Raw genomic sequence first — 17,788 nt, forward strand, 5'->3', positions numbered from 1 at the left:
GTGCCCTATGTCATAAAGTTAAAGGCTTATTTTTGAACCCAGGGGCAGCGTATGGTAACGCTATCGAAACTTTTTATTCATCCCGTCAAATCCATGCGCGGAATTGGCGTCACCCATGCCTTTGCCGATATTAGCGGCATGGCCTTCGACCGCATCTTTATGCTGACCGAAACCGACGGTACGTTTATTACCGCGCGTCAGTTTCCGCAGATGGTAAAATTCCTGCCTTCTCCGCTTCACGACGGCCTGCATTTGACCGCGCCGGATGGCAGCAGCGCGCTGGTGCGCTTTGATGATTTCGCTCCCCAGGGCGAGCCGACGGAGGTCTGGGGCAACCATTTCACCGCCTTGATCGCGCCAGCCGCCATCAACCAGTGGCTCAGCGGCTTCTTCAACCGCGACGTCCAACTGCGCTGGCTCGGGCCGCAGCTAACGCGGCGAGTAAAACGTCACGACGCGGTGCCGCTCTCCTTCGCCGACGGTTATCCCTACCTGCTCGCCAACGAGGCCTCGCTTCGCGACCTGCAGCAGCGGTGCCCTGCCAGCGTAAGCATAGAACAATTTCGCCCTAATCTGGTGGTCACCGGCGCGGCGGCGTGGGATGAAGATAGCTGGAAAGTCATTCGCATCGGCGAGGTAGTATTTGACGTCGCCAAACCCTGCAGCCGCTGCATTTTCACCACCGTCAGCCCGGAACGTGGGCAAAAGCATCCGTCCGGCGAACCGCTGGAGACGTTAAAGCGTTTTCGTACCGCGCAGGATAATGGCGATGTCGATTTTGGCCAGAATCTGATCGCCCGCAACAGCGGCGTGATACGCGTGGGTGATGAAGTGGAAGTGCTGACCCGTGGTCCGGCTAAAGCCTATGGCGCCGGCGATAGCGACGATACCCTGGCGGCGGATACGCAGCCAAAAGCGACGGTTGAGATTGAGTGGCAAGGGCAACAGTTTACCGGCAATAACCAGCAGGTACTGCTGGAGCAACTGGAACAACAGGGTATTCGTATCCCTTATTCCTGCCGCGCCGGGATCTGCGGCAGCTGTCGTATCCGCCTCGAAGAGGGAGAAGTGAGTCCGTTAAAGAAAAATGCGGTCGCCGCGGATGGCACCATTTTATGCTGCAGCTGCGTACCGAAAACCGCGCTGCGCCTGGCGCCTTAAACCGCCTGTCCGAGGCTGTAGCTGGCCGCGCTCTGTGCCGGCTGCAGCCTGTCATTCATAATTTTTATCACATCGCCTAACTGCATCACCCGGCCAGCCAGAGTTAGTCCAGGCTGCGCCAGCAGGCAAAGCGTGGCGTTTTCACCCGGTTCGACCACCAGCAAATTGACCTGCTCGCCGGTATCGCTGATCCACACGCTGGCAGCGTCGCCGCTGGCGGGTTGCCAGTTCTGCTGATGCGTGGTGAAATGCCAGCTCTTCGGCATCTGCGGTTTTAGAAAACGGATCGCGGTTAAGGCATTTAATACTAATTCGGCACGCTGCTCTTTGTTTAATTCAATTTCGCGGCATTTTTCTTCAAAAGAAAAATAAAGCGCCGCGTCATCGACGCAGAATCCCGACGGTGCGAAAGCGTCAGGCGTTAACATGCGCCGGGCAAAACGTGAGCGAAATAACATACCATTGGCCAGATCGAGCATCATGCGGTCATGCTCTTCGTCGTAATACCAACGCCAGTTATCGTCAGGTTTAATCCGCATTTCTACCCCCGTCCTCTTCCACTTCCTTCTGCAAAGCAATGGCATCCTGCTACAGAATAATTTCTAAAATTAAGAAAAGACTAAAATGTCTAAATAAGCAACAATGAAGGAATATAAAACAACCAGGGCCGGAAATAAAGCCCTGGGGAAGATTCAGAGACGGAAAAGATTAGATGTGTGTAACAATTTCTTTAATCAGCGGCGGGCCTTTAAAAATAAACCCGGAATAAATCTGCACCAGCGTGGCGCCAGCAGCCAGCTTTTCACGAGCGGCAATCACCGAGTCAATACCGCCAACTCCGATAATTGGCAAACGACCATTTAATTCCGTCGCCAGCATACGAATAATTTCGGTGCTTTTTAATTGTAATGGACGACCACTCAACCCACCGGTTTCATCACAATGCTTCATCCCCTGGACCAGTGAACGATCGAGGGTGGTATTGGTAGCAATGACGCCATCAATATTATGGCGAACTAAGCTGTCGGCCACCTGGATCAATTCCTCGACGGAAAGATCCGGGGCGATCTTCACCGCCACAGGAACATATTTTTGATGTTTCTGTTGAAGTTCGAGCTGCTTATTTTTAATACCGCCGAGTAAATCATCCAGCGCTTCACCATATTGTAGAGTACGTAACCCTGGGGTATTCGGCGAGGAGATATTAATGGCGATATATCCAGCGTATGGATAGACTTTTTCCATACAAATCAGATAATCATCTTTACCCTGCTCAACCGGGGTATCTTTATTTTTACCGATATTAATCCCCAGTACGCCGTCAAAATGCGCTTTTTTCACATTCTCGACCAGGTTATCAACACCGTGGTTATTAAAGCCCATGCGGTTGATCAAACCTTCGGCATCGACGAGACGGAAGATCCTCGGCTTGTCATTGCCCGGCTGTGGACGCGGGGTTACGGTACCAATTTCAATTGAGCCGAAGCCCATCGCACCGAGCGCATCAATGCACTCGCCGTTTTTATCAAGCCCGGCCGCCAGCCCCAGCGGATTCTTGAAAGTGAGCCCCATGCAGGTAACGGGTTTCGACGGTACTTTTTGCCGAACCAGTATTTCCAGCGGCGTGCCGGTTACGCGGCGTAATTGTTGGAAGGTTACTTCATGAGCGCGCTCAGGATCGAGCTGAAAAAGAGCTTTACGAACGAAGGGATAGTACATGAACTCTCCTGGATTCCCGGTGTGCAAACCGGGGGCGTATTATGTTCGATCCGCGCCCGAAAGGGAATTGACCTGCGACAAAAAATCACGTGTCCAACGCAAACGTTTACTTCTCTACCGCCTGTTATGCGCATTTTGGCAATTTAACGCCGGAAAAATCATTTAGGGAAATAAACGCCCTCTGTCACACTGCCATAAAATGTTATCAATTATAGATAAATGCAAACATTTGGTTATAAGGAGAGAGTATGCGCGTTATTACACTCGCGGGCAGTCCCCGCTACCCTTCTCGCTCAAGCGCATTGCTGGAGTACACCAGAGAGAAACTTGCCGCAGCCGACATCGAAGTCTATCACTGGCATTTACAGAATTTTGATCCCGAAGATCTGCTTTACGCCCGCTTCGATAACCACGCTCTGCATACCTTAAATGAACAACTGGCCGGCGCCGATGGCCTGATTATCGCCACCCCCGTCTATAAAGCCTCTTTTTCCGGCGCGCTGAAGACGCTGCTCGACCTGCTGCCGGAACGCGCTCTGGAAGGCAAAATTGTCCTGCCGCTGGCGACAGGCGGCACCATCGCCCATATGCTGGCGGTCGATTACGCTCTGAAACCGGTGCTTAATGCTCTGAAAGCGCAGGAAATCTTACATGGCGTTTTCGCCGATGATAGCCAGGTCACCGATTATCAACACAAGCCGCAGTTCACACCGAATCTGCAAAACCGTCTCGACCAGGCGCTGGAGACCTTCTGGCAGGCGCTGAATCGCCGCAACAGCCGTATCTCCGGACTAAAGACATTACAGGGGGTTGAGCATGCTTAATCCTCTGCGCGCCCTGACTCTCGGCGGGCTACTCATGCTTTCCTTTATTACGCATGCGGCCCAGCAGGCGCCGGAAGCGTTACGCATCGGCTACCAGAAAGGCAGCGTCAGTATGGTGCTGGCGAAGAGCCATCAGTTGCTGGAGCAGCGCTATCCGCAAACTAAGATCTCATGGGTCGAGTTTCCCGCCGGGCCGCAAATGCTGGAAGCGCTGAACGTCGGCAGTATTGATATCGGCAGTACTGGCGATATTCCACCAATTTTCGCTCAGGCTGCCGGCGCCGATCTGGTCTATATCGGCGCGGAACCCGCGAAACCGAAAGCGGAAGTGATTCTGGTCGCCGATAACAGCCCAATCAAAAGCGTGGCAGAACTGAAAGGACGTAAGGTGGCGTTCCAGAAGGGCTCCAGCTCGCACAATCTGCTGCTGCGCGCTCTGCAGCAGGCAGGCCTGAAATTCAGCGATATCCAGCCGGTATATCTTGCCCCCGCCGATGCCCGCGCCGCATTTCAGCAGGGTAATGTCGACGCCTGGGCTATCTGGGATCCCTATTACTCTGCGGCGCTGCTGCAAGGCGGGGTACGGGTACTGAAAGATGGTAGCGACCTGAAGCAGACCGGTTCGTTCTATCTTGCCGCCCGTCCTTATGCCGAAAAGAACAGCGCCTTTATCGAAGGCGTGTTGGCGACCTTTAGCCAGGCGGATGCCCTGACCATCAGCCATCGCCAGGAAAGTATTGCCCTGCTGGCCAAAACGATGGGGCTACCCGAAGCGGTAATCGCCAGCTATCTCGACCATCGTCCGCCAACCGCGATATCCCCGGTAAGCGCTGAAACGGCCGCTCGCCAACAGCAAACCGCCGATCTGTTCTATGAGAACAAGCTGGTACCGAAAAAAATCACTATTCAAAACCGTATCTGGCAGCCTGCCCCCGCACAAGGAGCGAAATCATGAGTCTGAATATGTTCTGGTTCTTACCCACCCACGGTGACGGCCGCTATCTGGGCACCGACGAAGGGGCGCGCCCGGTAGACTACAGCTATCTGCAGCAAATCGCCCAGACCGCCGACCGACTCGGCTTTACCGGCGTACTTATTCCCACCGGACGCTCCTGTGAAGATGCCTGGCTGGTTGCCGCTTCAATGATCCCCGTCACCCAGCGGCTGAAGTTCCTCGTCGCGCTGCGCCCAAGCGTCGTATCGCCTACCGTCGCCGCGCGCCAGGCAGCTACGCTTGATCGACTCTCTAATGGCCGGGCCTTGTTCAACCTGGTCACCGGCAGCGATCCAAATGAATTAGCCGGCGATGGCGTATTCCTCGACCACACCGAACGCTATGAAGCCTCCGCCGAGTTCACCCATATCTGGCGCAAGCTGATGGAAGGCGAAACCGTGACCTTTCACGGCAAACATCAGCACGTACGCGGGGCGAAACTGCTCTTCCCGCCGCAGCAACAGCCGCGACCGCCGCTCTACTTTGGCGGCTCCTCGGACGTTGCCCAGGATCTGGCCGCCGAACAGGTAGACCTCTATCTGACCTGGGGCGAACCGCCGGCGCAGGTGGCGGAAAAAATCGCCCAGGTGCGTGAGAAAGCCGCGCGCCTCGGCCGCAGCGTCCGCTTTGGTATTCGTTTGCACGTCATCGTTCGCGAAACCAATGAAGAGGCATGGCAAGCGGCGGAGAGCTTAATCTCCCATCTGGATGACGAGACCATCGCCCGCGCGCAGGCAGCCTTCGCGCAAACCGATTCTGTTGGCCAGCACCGCATGGCGGCGCTGCACAACGGCCGTCGCGACAAACTGGAGATCAGCCCGAACCTGTGGGCCGGGGTCGGTCTGGCGCGCGGCGGCGCAGGTACTGCGCTGGTTGGCGATGCGGCCACCGTCGCTGAACGTATTAATGAATACGCCGAACTTGGCATCGACAGTTTTATCTTCTCCGGCTACCCGCACCTTGAGGAAGCCTGGCGAGTCGGCGAACTGCTGTTCCCGCTGCTCGATGTCAACGTTCCGACGATCCCTCAGCCGCAAAACCTGCGCATGCAGGGGGAAGCGGTAGCGAATGAATTTATCCCGCGTAAAGCGGCGCAAAGTTAGGGAGCGAACTATGGCAGCCTCTTCGCAAAAACTTCTGTTACGCCTCGCCCCCTGGTTTTTACCGGTAGGCACCGTGCTTATCTGGCAATTGGCGTCCTCGGTAGGCTGGCTCTCAACCCGTATTCTCCCCTCTCCGGAGGGGGTACTGAAAGCCTTCTGGACGCTCTCCGCCAGCGGCGAACTGTGGCAACATCTGGCGATCAGTTCCTGGCGCGCCTTGCTTGGCTTCGCCATCGGCGGCTCCATCGGCCTGACGCTCGGGCTCATTAGCGGGCTCTCGCGTTGGGGCGAACGCCTGCTGGATACCTCCATCCAGATGTTGCGCAATGTGCCGCATCTCGCGCTGATCCCCCTGGTGATTTTGTGGTTCGGTATTGATGAAAGCGCCAAAATATTTCTTGTCGCGCTGGGGACGATGTTTCCGATTTATATCAATACCTGGCACGGCATTCGCAATATCGATCGCGGTCTGGTGGAAATGGCGCGTAGCTATGGCTTATCCGGATTCGCTCTTTTCCGCCACGTGATCCTCCCCGGCGCCCTGCCCTCGATTATGGTCGGCATTCGCTTCGCCCTCGGATTGATGTGGCTGACGCTTATCGTCGCTGAGACCATCTCGGCTAATGCCGGGATTGGCTATCTGGCGATGAACGCCCGCGAATTTCTGCAAACCGATGTGGTGGTGGTCGCCATTATTCTTTACGCCATACTCGGCAAGCTCGCCGATTTCAGCGCGCAACTGCTGGAACGCGTCTGGCTGCGCTGGAACCCGGCGTACCGTCTTCAGGAGGCTAACGCATGAATACTGCTCGTCTTAATCCCGGGATCCCGCTGTTACTCAATGGGGTCAGCAAACGCTACGGCGACAATGTCATTCTCAATGAGCTGGATTTACATATTCCTACCGGGCAATTTGTCGCGGTGGTCGGCCGCAGCGGCGGCGGTAAAAGCACCCTGTTGCGCCTGCTGGCCGGGTTGGAAAAACCCAACGGCGGCGAACTACTGGCAGGCGCGACGCCGCTTGCGCAGATTCAGGAGGATACGCGCATGATGTTCCAGGACGCGCGGTTGCTGCCCTGGAAGACGGTTATCGACAACGTTGGGCTTGGGCTGAAGGGCCAGTGGCGCGATGCCGCCCGCCAGGCGCTGGCCAGCGTCGGGCTGGAAGAGAGAGCCGATGAGTGGCCGGCCGCGCTTTCCGGCGGGCAAAAACAGCGCGTTGCGCTGGCCCGCGCGCTGATCCATCGCCCGCGTCTGTTATTGCTGGATGAACCGCTGGGAGCCCTCGACGCCCTCACCCGCCTGGAAATGCAGGAATTGATTGTTTCGCTCTGGCAGGAGCACGGCTTTACCGTGTTGCTGGTAACCCATGATGTGAGTGAAGCAGTGGCGATGGCCGACCGGGTGCTGTTAATAGAAGAAAAGAAAATCGGCCTCGATTTGAACGTGGATATTCCACGTCCGAGGCGGTTCGGCTCGGCGAAGCTGGCGGAACTGGAAGCACAGGTGCTCGATCGGGTGATGAAGCGCGGCGACAGCGAGCGCGCGCCGCGTTTGTTTAGTCATGGCTAACTAACGTCCCCGGCCCGCGCTTCGCTCGGCCGGACTACCAAATCGCAAAGCGCTGTAGCCCCGGTAAGCGAGTGCGCCACCGGGGATTTTGCGGCCACCAACACCGGCAGTTTCAGCCAGCGTAGTGAATGAACGGTAGCCCGGATAAGGCGCTTGCGCCGCTATCCGGGATTTGCACCGCCGTTACGCCAGCGCCTTGGCGATCTTCTCGAACAGATCGCCGGAGAGATTCTCCAGCCCTTTCAGCTGTTCCAGCGCCGCACGCATCTTGGCCTGACGTTTCTCATCGTAGCGTTTCAGACGAATCAGCGGCTCAATCAGACGCGACGCCACCTGCGGGTTGCGGCTATTGAGCTCGGTCAGCATTTCCACCAGGAACTGGTAACCGCTGCCGTCTTCGGCATGGAACGCCGCCGGGTTGCTACTCGCGAAGGCGCCGATCAGCGAACGTACCCGGTTCGGGTTGCTCATCGTGAATGAACGGTGCTTGAGCAATCCGCGTACCGTCTCAACCACATTGGCCGCCGGGCTGGTGGACTGCAGGATGAACCACTTGTCCATCACCAGACCGTCCTGGTGCCACTTATCGTCATACTCCTGCATCAATGCATCACGGCACGGCAACTCCGCCGCCACCGCCGACGACAGCGCAGCCAGCGCGTCGGTCATGTTGTCAGCATGATGATACTGGGCTTGCACCAGCTTATCTGCCAACTCAACATCGCCAAAAGCCAGATAGCGCAGGCAGGTATTGCGCAGAGAACGTTTACCGATATCGGCATGGTCAACGCGATAGCTGTCGAGCTTGTTGGCGTTGTAAACCACCAGCAGCTCATCGGCCAGCTCTTTCGCCAGCGTACGGGTCAGCGCTTCGCGCACCGCCGCGATGGCAATCGGATCGATGATGGTGAACAGTTCAGCGATTTCGTTGGCCGACGGCAGCGTTAAAATTTCCGCCGCCAGCGCCGGATCGATTTTTTCGTCGAGCAGGATCGCGCGGAAGGCGTCAGCGACGTGGATCGGCAGCGACAGCGGCTGTCCCTGCTGATGACGATTAACGTTGAGCTTGATGTAGGTCGCCAGCAGACTCTGCGCGGCATCCCAGCGCGAGAAGTCGTTACGCGCGTGGCGCATCAGGAACGTCAGCTGCTGGTCGCTCCATTTATATTCAAGCTTGACCGGCGCGGAGAATTCACACAGCAGCGCCGGTACCGGCTGGAAGTAAACGTTATCAAAGACGAATGTCTGCTCCGCCTGGGTCACGTTCAGCACGTGGTGCACGGGATGGCCGCCCTTCTGCAGCGGGATCGCTTTGCCTTCGTTATCGTACAGCTCGATACTGAACGGGATGTGCAGCGGCTGCTTGTCGGCCTGTTCCGCGGTCGGCGGCGTACGCTGGCTGATAGTCAGCGTGTACTGCTCGGTTTCCGGGTTATAGTCGTCATGCACGGTAACGACCGGCGTGCCGGACTGGCTGTACCAGCGACGGAAATGCGACAGATCTACGTTCGAAGCATCTTCCATCGCCTGCACGAAATCATCGCAGGTGGCGGCGCTGCCGTCGTGGCGTTCAAAGTACAACTGCATCCCTTTCTGGAAATTGGCTTCGCCTAACAGGGTGTGCAGCATACGGATCACTTCCGCGCCCTTTTCGTAGACCGTCAGGGTGTAGAAGTTGTTCATTTCAATAACCATATCCGGACGGATCGGGTGCGCCATCGGGCTGGCGTCTTCGGCAAACTGCAGCCCGCGCATGGTACGCACGTTGTTGATACGGTTTACCGCACGCGAGCCGAGATCGGAACTGAACTCCTGATCGCGAAATACGGTCAGCCCTTCTTTCAGGCTGAGCTGGAACCAGTCGCGACAGGTCACACGGTTGCCGGTCCAGTTATGGAAATATTCGTGACCAATGACGCGCTCGATGTCGAGGTAGTCTTTATCGGTCGCGGTATCGGTACGGGCCAGCACATATTTAGAGTTAAAGACGTTGAGACCTTTGTTCTCCATCGCGCCCATGTTGAAGAAGTCGACGGCGACGATCATATAGATGTCGAGGTCATATTCGAGACCGAAACGGGTTTCGTCCCACTTCATTGAGTTTTTCAGCGAGGTCATCGCCCACGGCGCGCGGTCGAGATTGCCGCGGTCAACGTACAGTTCGAGCGCGACTTCGCGCCCGGAACGGGTGGTGAAGGTATCACGCAGCACGTCGAAATCGCCGGCCACCAGCGCGAACAGGTAACAGGGTTTTGGGAACGGATCCTGCCACTGGATCCAGTGACGGCCATTGTCCAGCTCGCCCTGCGCTACGCGGTTGCCGTTAGAAAGCAGGTAGGGGTATTTCGCTTTATCGGCGATGATTTTGGTGGTGAAGCGCGCCAGCACGTCCGGGCGGTCGAGGTACCAGGTAATATGGCGGAAGCCTTCTGCTTCGCACTGGGTACATAGCGCTTCGCCTGACTGATACAGGCCTTCCAGCGCGGTGTTCGCCGCCGGGCTAATTTCATTGACGATAGTCAGAGTGAAACTGTCCGGCAAACCGCTAATCACCAGCTGATTGTTTTCTTCTTTATAGTCGTTCCACGGCTGGCCGTTCACCTGCAGTGAAATCAGGGTCAGGTCTTCGCCATCCAGACGCAATGGCACATCAGACGCAGCCGCGTGACGGGAAACCTTACTCTCGGCCGTGACAACGGTTTTCGCGGCATCCAGGTCAAAGGTCAAATCAATATCGCTAATCAGATAATCCGGCGCACGGTAGTCGTGGCGGTATTTGGCTTGGGGCTGTTGTGTCATAAAAAACCTTTAGCGTGTCTGTAAAGTATCGGCTCCAGTCTATTCCTGTTGCGCAGATCGCGCTATGCAGAATCTTCATCTTTTCAACGTTCAACACGAAAATCGCTACATATTGATAACACATGAGGCACGAAATGCGCTCGACCCGGCGCAAAGCTTGTGGTGTGATCCGTGTTCAATATATTAAACTAGGCCTCGCAAATGACCGTCAGCGTTACCGTCGAGCCATCGCAGCAGGACAGCACCGGGTATTAAAGGTATACTCCGCCTCCTTTTTTCTGCTTTGGTTTGAATGGAACGCCCCAGTGAGAGGATGCTACTGCGCACCATGACACAATTCACTTCTCCTGTACTGCACTCGCTGCTTGATACGGATGCCTATAAGCTGCATATGCAGCAGGCCGTCTTCCACCGCTACTATGATGTGGAGGTGGCGGCAGAGTTCCGCTGCCGCGGAGACGACCTGCTCGGCATCTATGCCGACGCGATTCGTGAGCAGGTTGAAACCATGCGCGACCTGAAGCTGCAGGACGATGAGTATCACTGGCTGTCCACCCTGCCGTTCTTCTCGCAGGACTATCTCGACTGGCTGCGCGACTTCCGCTACGACCCAAGCCAGGTCACCGTCATCAACGATCATGGCAAGCTGAATATTCGCCTCGCCGGGCCGTGGCGCGAAGTGATCATGTGGGAAGTGCCGCTGCTGGCGGTCATCAGCGAACTGGTGCACCACTACCGTTCGCCGGAAATCGGCGTCGACCTGGCGCTGGAGACGCTCGAACATAAGCTTGCCGACTTCGCTGATATGACCGCCGACATCGATATGTCGGCATTCCGCCTGATGGATTTCGGCACCCGCCGCCGCTTCTCCCGCGAAGTACAGCAGGCTATCGTGCAGCGCTTGCAGCAGGAGCCGTGGTTTGTCGGCACCAGCAACTACGATCTGGCCCGCCGACTCAATTTAACCCCGATGGGCACCCAGGCGCACGAATGGTTCCAGGCCCACCAGCAAATCAGTCCAAACCTGGCCAGCAGCCAGCGCGCGGCGCTAGCCGCCTGGCTGGCGGAATATCCGGATCAGCTGGGTATTGCCCTGACCGACTGCATCACCATGGACGCTTTCCTGCGTGATTTCGGCCCTGAATTCGCTACCCGCTATCAGGGACTGCGCCATGACTCCGGGGATCCGCTGGAGTGGGGCGAGAAAGCTATCGCCCATTATCAGAAATTGGGTATCGACCCGATGAGTAAAGTGCTGGTGTTCTCCGATAACCTCGACCTCGGCAAAGCGGTCGAACTGTATCGCCACTTCTCCTCGCGGGTGAAGCTCAGCTTCGGTATCGGCACCCGGTTAACCTGCGACATTCCACAGGTGAAACCGCTAAATATCGTGATAAAACTAGTAGAATGTAACGGCAAGCCGGTGGCGAAACTCTCAGATAGCCCGGGTAAAACCATCTGCCACGATAAGGCGTTCGTCCGCGCCCTGCGCGAGGCCTTCGACCTGCCGCCGATTAAAAAGGCGAGTTAATTTCAACAAGGAGCCTCTCAGGCTCCTTTTTCTTTATTATTTATTGTCAAATTATCCCTTTATGATGCGAATTCTGCTTGTCTGATGGAAGATGACAGGTAACATAGATATCCCCCCGTTGAAGGGGAAGAGACTTTTTTATTGGACTATATAGAGAGAATATTATGAGCGTTGTGCCTGTAGCCGACGTACTCCAGGGCCGCGTTGCCGTTGACAGCGAAGTCACCGTGCGCGGATGGGTGCGTACCCGCCGAGATTCTAAAGCTGGCTTTTCTTTCCTTGCCGTCTATGACGGTTCCTGCTTTGATCCTGTACAGGCCGTTATTAATAATTCTCTGCCCAATTACAATCAGGAAGTGTTGCGCCTGACCACCGGCTGTTCGGTTATCGTCATCGGTAAAGTCGTGGCCTCCCAGGGTCAGGGCCAGAGCTTTGAAATCCAGGCCTCCAGCGTGGAAGTCACCGGCTGGGTTGAAGATCCGGACACCTACCCGATGGCGGCGAAACGCCACAGCATCGAGTATCTGCGTGAAGTGGCGCACCTGCGTCCGCGCACCAACCTGATTGGCGCGGTAGCGCGCGTACGCCACACCCTGGCGCAGGCACTGCATCGCTTCTTCGACGAACAGGGTTTCTTCTGGGTATCCACCCCGCTTATCACCGCTTCCGATACCGAAGGCGCCGGTGAAATGTTCCGCGTATCGACGCTGGATCTGGAAAACCTGCCGCGTAACGACCAGGGTAAAGTCGATTTCGATAAAGACTTCTTCGGTAAAGAGTCGTTCCTGACCGTTTCCGGCCAGTTGAACGGTGAGACCTATGCCTGCGCATTGTCCAAAATCTATACCTTCGGCCCAACCTTCCGCGCCGAAAACTCCAACACCAGCCGCCACCTGGCGGAGTTCTGGATGCTGGAGCCAGAAGTTGCCTTCGCCAGCCTCAACGATGTTGCCGGTCTGGCGGAAGCCATGCTGAAGTACGTCTTCAAGGCGGTACTGGAAGAGCGTGCGGATGACATGAAGTTCTTTGCCGAGCGCGTGGATAAAGACGCCATCGACCGTCTGCAGCGTTTTGTCTCTGCTGATTTCGCCCAGGTTGATTACACCGACGCCGTCACTATCCTGGAAAACTGCGGCAAGCAGTTTGAAAACCCGGTGTACTGGGGCGTGGATCTCTCCTCAGAGCATGAGCGTTATCTGGCCGAAGAGCACTTCAAAGCGCCGGTGGTCGTGAAAAACTATCCGAAAGACATTAAGGCTTTCTACATGCGCCTTAACGAAGACGGTAAAACCGTCGCCGCAATGGACGTTCTGGCGCCGGGCATCGGTGAAATCATCGGCGGCTCCCAGCGTGAAGAACGTCTCGATGTGCTGGACGCGCGTATGGCCGAAATGGGTCTGAATAAAGAAGACTACTGGTGGTATCGCGACCTGCGCCGTTACGGCACCGTACCGCATTCTGGCTTCGGTCTGGGCTTCGAGCGTCTTATCGCCTACGTAACAGGGGTACAGAACGTTCGCGACGTGATTCCTTTCCCACGTACGCCACGTAACGCCACATTCTAATCGCGTTTCGTTAAAACACTGACAAGGTCGGCGCAAGCCGGCCTTTTTTTATGTCAATTTTCGTGAGCGAATTTCAACAAACTTAAACATCAACCTTCACAATTCGTAATTATGTTACTCACTATTTCCTTACCCTTAGTACGTAGATTTCGCACCTTATGTTAAGACACAAATGAATACACTGATTGAATTGGCTATTTTTTAATCATTACGCGCACGTTATGCAAAAAAGGCGCCTGAGCGAAAAAGGAGCCAAACTGAGACAAAAAATAATCAAATCTGTCTTTAGCGAAAATATTCATAACTAATTCATATAGATATATATAAGAAGGTGACAATCTTCGCAAAGTGGAACGGAATTTTGATTGAGTTCACAAAGTTCCCAAAAATAAATATTTGGTTACATGTTTTTTCTTTTTGTTACTATTTTACGATATTGGTAGCATTTTCCGGCTAGCGAAACGGCACTACCGATGGAAAGATGCCTTCAGACACCAAACTATCTTCAATAGTTCTGTAAATTTTCATTGACGGAATTTATTGGCGGCGGTGGCAAGTGTCATATAAAAAATATTAATGAGGGTAATAAATAATGATGAAGCGCAATATTCTGGCAGTGGTGATCCCTGCCCTGCTGGTAGCCGGTGCGGCCAACGCTGCGGAAATCTATAACAAAAATGGTAACAAGCTGGATTTCTACGGAAAAATGGTTGGCGAACATGTCTGGACCACCAATGGTGACACCAGCAGCGACGACACCACCTATGCCCGTATCGGCCTGAAAGGCGAAACCCAAATCAACGACCAGTTGATCGGTTACGGCCAGTGGGAATACAACATGGATGCGTCCAACGTTGAAGGTTCCCAGACCACTAAAACCCGTCTGGCCTTCGCCGGTCTGAAAGCGGGCGAATATGGTTCATTCGACTATGGCCGTAACTACGGCGCCATCTACGACGTCGAATCCGCAACCGATATGCTGGTTGAGTGGGGCGGCGACGGCTGGAACTACACCGATAACTACATGACCGGCCGTACTAACGGCGTGGCCACCTACCGTAACTCAGACTTCTTCGGTCTGGTTGACGGTCTGAGCTTCGCGCTGCAGTACCAGGGTAAAAACGATCACGACCGTGTGATTCGTAAACAGAACGGCGACGGCTTCAGCACCGCGGCAACCTACGCGTTTGATAACGGTATCGCGCTGTCCGCAGGTTACGCTAACTCCAACCGTAGCGTTGACCAGAAGCGCGACGGCAACGGTAACAAAGCTGAAGCATGGGCAACCTCTGCTAAGTACGATGCTAACAACATCTACGCCGCTGTTATGTACTCCCAGACTTACAACATGACCCCGGAAGAAGATAACTACTTCGCGGGCAAAACTCAGAACTTCGAAGCTGTGGTTCAGTATCAGTTCGATTTCGGTCTGCGTCCGTCCCTCGGCTACGTGCAGACTAAAGGTAAAAATCTGCAGGCTCGCGGCGGCTTCGGCGGCGGCGATGCGGACCTGGTTAAATACATTGAACTGGGTACCTGGTACTACTTCAACAAAAACATGAACGTGTACGCGGCGTACAAGTTCAACCAGCTGGACGACAACTCCTATACTCGTGAAGCAGGCGTTGCCACCGACGACCAGGCTGCGGTTGGTATCGTTTACCAGTTCTAATCTGTAGTACACCCCTTCGTGATATGCCTAAAAAGCAGGACTTCGGTCCTGCTTTTCTGCGTTACTAAGACGAAGATCGTAACTTGCAAAAACCTTCTCGCTTTTTGTCGCAAACGGTTGGCAATTTGTAAATCTACCGTTACCCTGATAGCGGATTTCCCTCAGTAATCACAATGGAACCTCGTCATGTTTGAGAACATTACAGCCGCCCCTGCCGACCCTATTCTGGGCCTGGCCGATCTGTTTCGTGCCGATGACCGCCCAGGCAAAATTAACCTCGGAATTGGTGTTTACAAAGATGAGACAGGTAAAACGCCTGTTCTGACCAGCGTAAAAAAAGCCGAGCAATATCTGCTGGAAAATGAAACCACCAAAAACTACCTCGGTATTGATGGTATTCCGGAGTTTGGTCGTTGCACTCAGGAGCTGCTGTTCGGTAAAGGAAGCGCAATTATCAGCGATAAGCGCGCCCGTACCGCCCAAACCCCAGGCGGCACCGGCGGCCTGCGCGTAGCGGCTGATTTCCTTGCCAAAAACACCGACGTTAAACGGGTATGGGTAAGCAACCCAAGCTGGCCGAACCATAAAAGCGTTTTTGGCGCTGCCGGGCTGGAAGTGCGTGAATACGCTTACTACGATGCCGCTAACCACCAGCTTGATTTCGACGGTCTGCTAGCCAGCCTGAACGAAGCGCAGGCGGGCGACGTTGTGCTGTTCCACGGCTGCTGCCACAACCCAACCGGCATCGATCCAACGCTGGAACAGTGGCAACAGCTGGCGCAGATGTCCGCCGAAAAAGGCTGGCTGCCGCTGTTTGACTTCGCCTACCAGGGCTTCGCCCGCGGTCTGGAAGAAGACGCTGAAGGCCTGCGCGCGTTTGCCGCGCTGCATAAAGAGCTACTGGTCGCCAGCTCTTACTCGAAAAACTTCGGCCTGTATAACGAGCGCGTTGGCGCCTGTACGCTGGTTGCCGCCGATCAGGACACCGTCGATCGCGCGTTCAGCCAGATGAAAGCGGTTATCCGCGCCAACTACTCAAACCCGCCGGCGCACGGCGCCTCGGTGGTGGCGACGATTCTCAGCAACGACGCGCTGCGCGCCATCTGGGAACAAGAACTCACCGATATGCGCCAGCGTATTCAGCGCATGCGCTTACTGTTTGTGAATACTCTGCAGGAAAAAGGCGCCAGCCGCGACTTTACCTTCATCACCAAACAGAATGGGATGTTCTCGTTTAGCGGCCTGACCAAAGAGCAGGTACTGCGTCTGCGTGAAGAGTTCGCTATTTATGCGGTCGCGTCCGGGCGTATCAACGTTGCCGGCATGACGCCTGATAATATGGCGCCGCTGTGCGAAGCCATCGTCGCGGTGCTGTAATTCCCAGCCCTGACACATAAGAAAAGGCCGCAATCGCGGCCTTTTTTACTTCCTTGAGGTCAGGCATTACCAGACCGGCATTTCATCCTGCAGGAACGGATTATGCAGGCGCTCATATCCCAGCGTCGATAACGGGCCATGACCGGGGATAAACGTCACGTCGTCGCCCAAAGGCAACAGTTTACGTTTAATCGCATCAATCAGCTGGCCGTGGTCGCCGCGCGGGAAGTCGCTGCGTCCTACTCCGCCTTTGAAAATCACATCGCCGGAAATCAGCAGACGCGAGGCATCGTCAAAGAAAACCACGTGCCCCGGCGTATGGCCAGGACAGTGCAATACCTGCAAAGCGATATTGCCGACGGTTACCACATCCCCTTCATTCAGCCAGCGGTCCGGCTGCAAAGGCTGACATTCATCCAGCCCGAACATGCGGCTTTGCGCCGGCAATCCTTCCAGCCAGAACTCATCTTCTTTTTCCGGTCCAATAATTGGCACACCGTAATGTTGCGCCAGCTCGGCTGCCGCGCCGACGTGATCCAGGTGACCATGCGTCAACAGGATCTGCATCAGGCTGACGCCTGCCGCCGCGACTTCTTCCTTGATGCGCTCGGCATCGCCGCCAGGATCGACCAGAGCGGCAAGCCGGGTTTGTTCACACCAAATTAAAGAACAGTTCTGGGCGAACGCCGTGACCGGAATAATACGATAGTTCATGATGCTCCTTTCGTTACCAGTGCCGTACCGGACCGGTATCAATATGCACAAAGTTGCTACGTGGGTAGTATCCTACACCACCTGAGCGCATAGATAACGCCGCTTTGCGAATATTGCTTAAGGCAACGCCTTCAATGTGGAAATCCATCGCCTGGCCTTTGGTGTGATAGCTATGTTTCGCTACACCACGGCTTCGTGCGCGAAGTTCATCGTTGGTATCGACGGAGCGATAACCGGAGATGAGCTGGACAGGCTTATTGGTGCCGAGTAGTCCCTGTAGGCGATAAAGCTGATCGAATAATCCTGGGTCAATAGACTTAATTTTATTCGCGCGGAAATCACGGAAAAAATGGTTAAGTCTTGCTAATTCATCCTGAATATAGCCTCTACCATCGAAAAACTCCGCCTTGAGTGATTCACCGGTGTGCAGGTTATTCAGCGTCAAAATACGCGGTCGGGGGGTCGAGAGGGTGGCAAATGCCGGCGCAGGGAGAATGGCGGCAGCACCGAGGGCAGCGCCACCCAACGCCAGCAATCTGCGGCGATTAGCGTCAAATTTGTCCATGATAATCAGGTCTACAGGTAAATGAATCGTAATATACTATTCCGCTACAACGTATTTGGCTGACGACGCGCTAACGCTCCCTTACCGCTAATAAAGCTCAGCAGGAGAGCGTTTTCGTACTGACCGCCGCAATACATTTTTGCGGATTATATGTATATGCACTTCTGGCGCACGAAAGGCACCTTACCGGGC

The 17,788-nt window shown here is 55.1% G+C and carries 15 protein-coding genes; 10 read left to right on the forward strand and 5 right to left on the reverse strand.

Going from position 1 to position 17,788, the window contains the following annotated elements; all coding sequences use genetic code 11:
* The first annotated feature begins 51 nt into the window (after positions 1 to 51).
* Positions 52 to 1,161, forward strand: coding sequence for a YcbX family protein (locus ABLV66_RS16690; RefSeq protein ID WP_045395655.1), 1,110 nt, complete (start codon positions 52 to 54; stop codon positions 1,159 to 1,161).
* Here the strand turns inward: ABLV66_RS16690 and zapC are convergent.
* Positions 1,158 to 1,700, reverse strand: coding sequence for a cell division protein ZapC (zapC, locus tag ABLV66_RS16695; RefSeq protein WP_045395659.1), 543 nt, complete (start codon positions 1,698 to 1,700; stop codon positions 1,158 to 1,160). The two genes, ABLV66_RS16690 and zapC, sit on opposite strands and share 4 nt — an antisense overlap.
* A gap of 169 nt (positions 1,701 to 1,869) precedes the next feature.
* Complete coding sequence (pyrD, locus tag ABLV66_RS16700) at positions 1,870 to 2,880, reverse strand: quinone-dependent dihydroorotate dehydrogenase (protein ID WP_020079247.1); 1,011 nt, start codon at positions 2,878 to 2,880, stop codon at positions 1,870 to 1,872.
* Between the two features lie 248 nt (positions 2,881 to 3,128).
* Between pyrD and ssuE the strand changes: the two genes are divergently transcribed.
* The 5 genes from ssuE to ssuB are packed head-to-tail and all read left to right on the forward strand — an operon-like array spanning position 3,129 to position 7,373.
* Positions 3,129 to 3,704, forward strand: coding sequence for an NADPH-dependent FMN reductase (ssuE, locus tag ABLV66_RS16705; protein ID WP_348876207.1), 576 nt, complete (start codon positions 3,129 to 3,131; stop codon positions 3,702 to 3,704).
* A complete protein-coding gene (locus ABLV66_RS16710) occupies positions 3,697 to 4,659 on the forward strand; it encodes a sulfonate ABC transporter substrate-binding protein (protein ID WP_512173804.1) in 963 nt (320 codons plus the stop codon). The genes ssuE and ABLV66_RS16710 overlap by 8 nt, the downstream gene beginning before the upstream one ends.
* On the forward strand, positions 4,656 to 5,801 hold the full coding sequence (gene ssuD, locus ABLV66_RS16715) for an FMNH2-dependent alkanesulfonate monooxygenase (RefSeq protein ID WP_348876208.1): 1,146 nt from the start codon (positions 4,656 to 4,658) through the stop codon (positions 5,799 to 5,801). The genes ABLV66_RS16710 and ssuD overlap by 4 nt, the downstream gene beginning before the upstream one ends.
* Before the next feature lie 10 nt (positions 5,802 to 5,811).
* Positions 5,812 to 6,603 carry an aliphatic sulfonate ABC transporter permease SsuC gene (ssuC, locus tag ABLV66_RS16720; RefSeq protein WP_015367447.1) on the forward strand — a complete coding sequence of 264 codons (792 nt, stop codon included), beginning with the start codon at positions 5,812 to 5,814 and terminating at the stop codon, positions 6,601 to 6,603.
* Entirely contained in the window at positions 6,600 to 7,373 is a 774-nt protein-coding gene (gene ssuB, locus ABLV66_RS16725) for an aliphatic sulfonates ABC transporter ATP-binding protein (protein ID WP_047045623.1), read from the forward strand. Before ssuC ends, ssuB begins: the two co-directional genes overlap by 4 nt.
* Positions 7,374 to 7,556: 183 nt before the next feature.
* Here ssuB and pepN read toward each other — a convergent pair whose 3' ends face one another.
* Complete coding sequence (gene pepN / locus ABLV66_RS16730; protein WP_047065518.1) at positions 7,557 to 10,172, reverse strand: aminopeptidase N; 2,616 nt, start codon at positions 10,170 to 10,172, stop codon at positions 7,557 to 7,559.
* Positions 10,173 to 10,500: 328 nt separating this feature from the next.
* Between pepN and pncB the strand changes: the two genes are divergently transcribed.
* The 4 genes from pncB to ABLV66_RS16750 all read left to right on the forward strand — a co-directional run bounded on the left by pncB (position 10,501) and on the right by ABLV66_RS16750 (position 16,317).
* Positions 10,501 to 11,703 (forward strand): nicotinate phosphoribosyltransferase, encoded by a 1,203-nt coding sequence (pncB, locus tag ABLV66_RS16735; RefSeq protein ID WP_047065560.1) that lies wholly within the window; start codon positions 10,501 to 10,503, stop codon positions 11,701 to 11,703.
* 164 nt (positions 11,704 to 11,867) lie between these two features.
* Positions 11,868 to 13,268, forward strand: a complete 1,401-nt coding sequence (gene asnS / locus ABLV66_RS16740; protein ID WP_348876209.1) for an asparagine--tRNA ligase — start codon at positions 11,868 to 11,870, stop codon at positions 13,266 to 13,268.
* Positions 13,269 to 13,860: 592 nt separating this feature from the next.
* Entirely contained in the window at positions 13,861 to 14,940 is a 1,080-nt protein-coding gene (ompK35, locus tag ABLV66_RS16745) for a porin OmpK35 (protein ID WP_047045617.1), read from the forward strand.
* A 186-nt stretch (positions 14,941 to 15,126) separates the two neighbouring features.
* Entirely contained in the window at positions 15,127 to 16,317 is a 1,191-nt protein-coding gene (locus ABLV66_RS16750) for an amino acid aminotransferase (protein ID WP_045395708.1), read from the forward strand.
* A 66-nt stretch (positions 16,318 to 16,383) separates the two neighbouring features.
* Here the strand turns inward: ABLV66_RS16750 and ABLV66_RS16755 are convergent, their stop codons facing one another.
* Both ABLV66_RS16755 and mepK read right to left on the reverse strand, forming a co-directional pair.
* Positions 16,384 to 17,031, reverse strand: a complete 648-nt coding sequence (locus tag ABLV66_RS16755) for an MBL fold metallo-hydrolase (RefSeq protein ID WP_015367455.1) — start codon at positions 17,029 to 17,031, stop codon at positions 16,384 to 16,386.
* A gap of 13 nt (positions 17,032 to 17,044) precedes the next feature.
* Complete coding sequence (gene mepK / locus ABLV66_RS16760) at positions 17,045 to 17,596, reverse strand: peptidoglycan L,D-endopeptidase MepK (protein ID WP_015367456.1); 552 nt, start codon at positions 17,594 to 17,596, stop codon at positions 17,045 to 17,047.
* Between the last annotated feature and the right edge of the window lie 192 nt (positions 17,597 to 17,788).

The sequence above is a fragment of the Klebsiella sp. CN_Kp073 genome (assembly GCF_040065495.2).
Lineage (GTDB): Bacteria > Pseudomonadota > Gammaproteobacteria > Enterobacterales > Enterobacteriaceae > Klebsiella > Klebsiella aerogenes.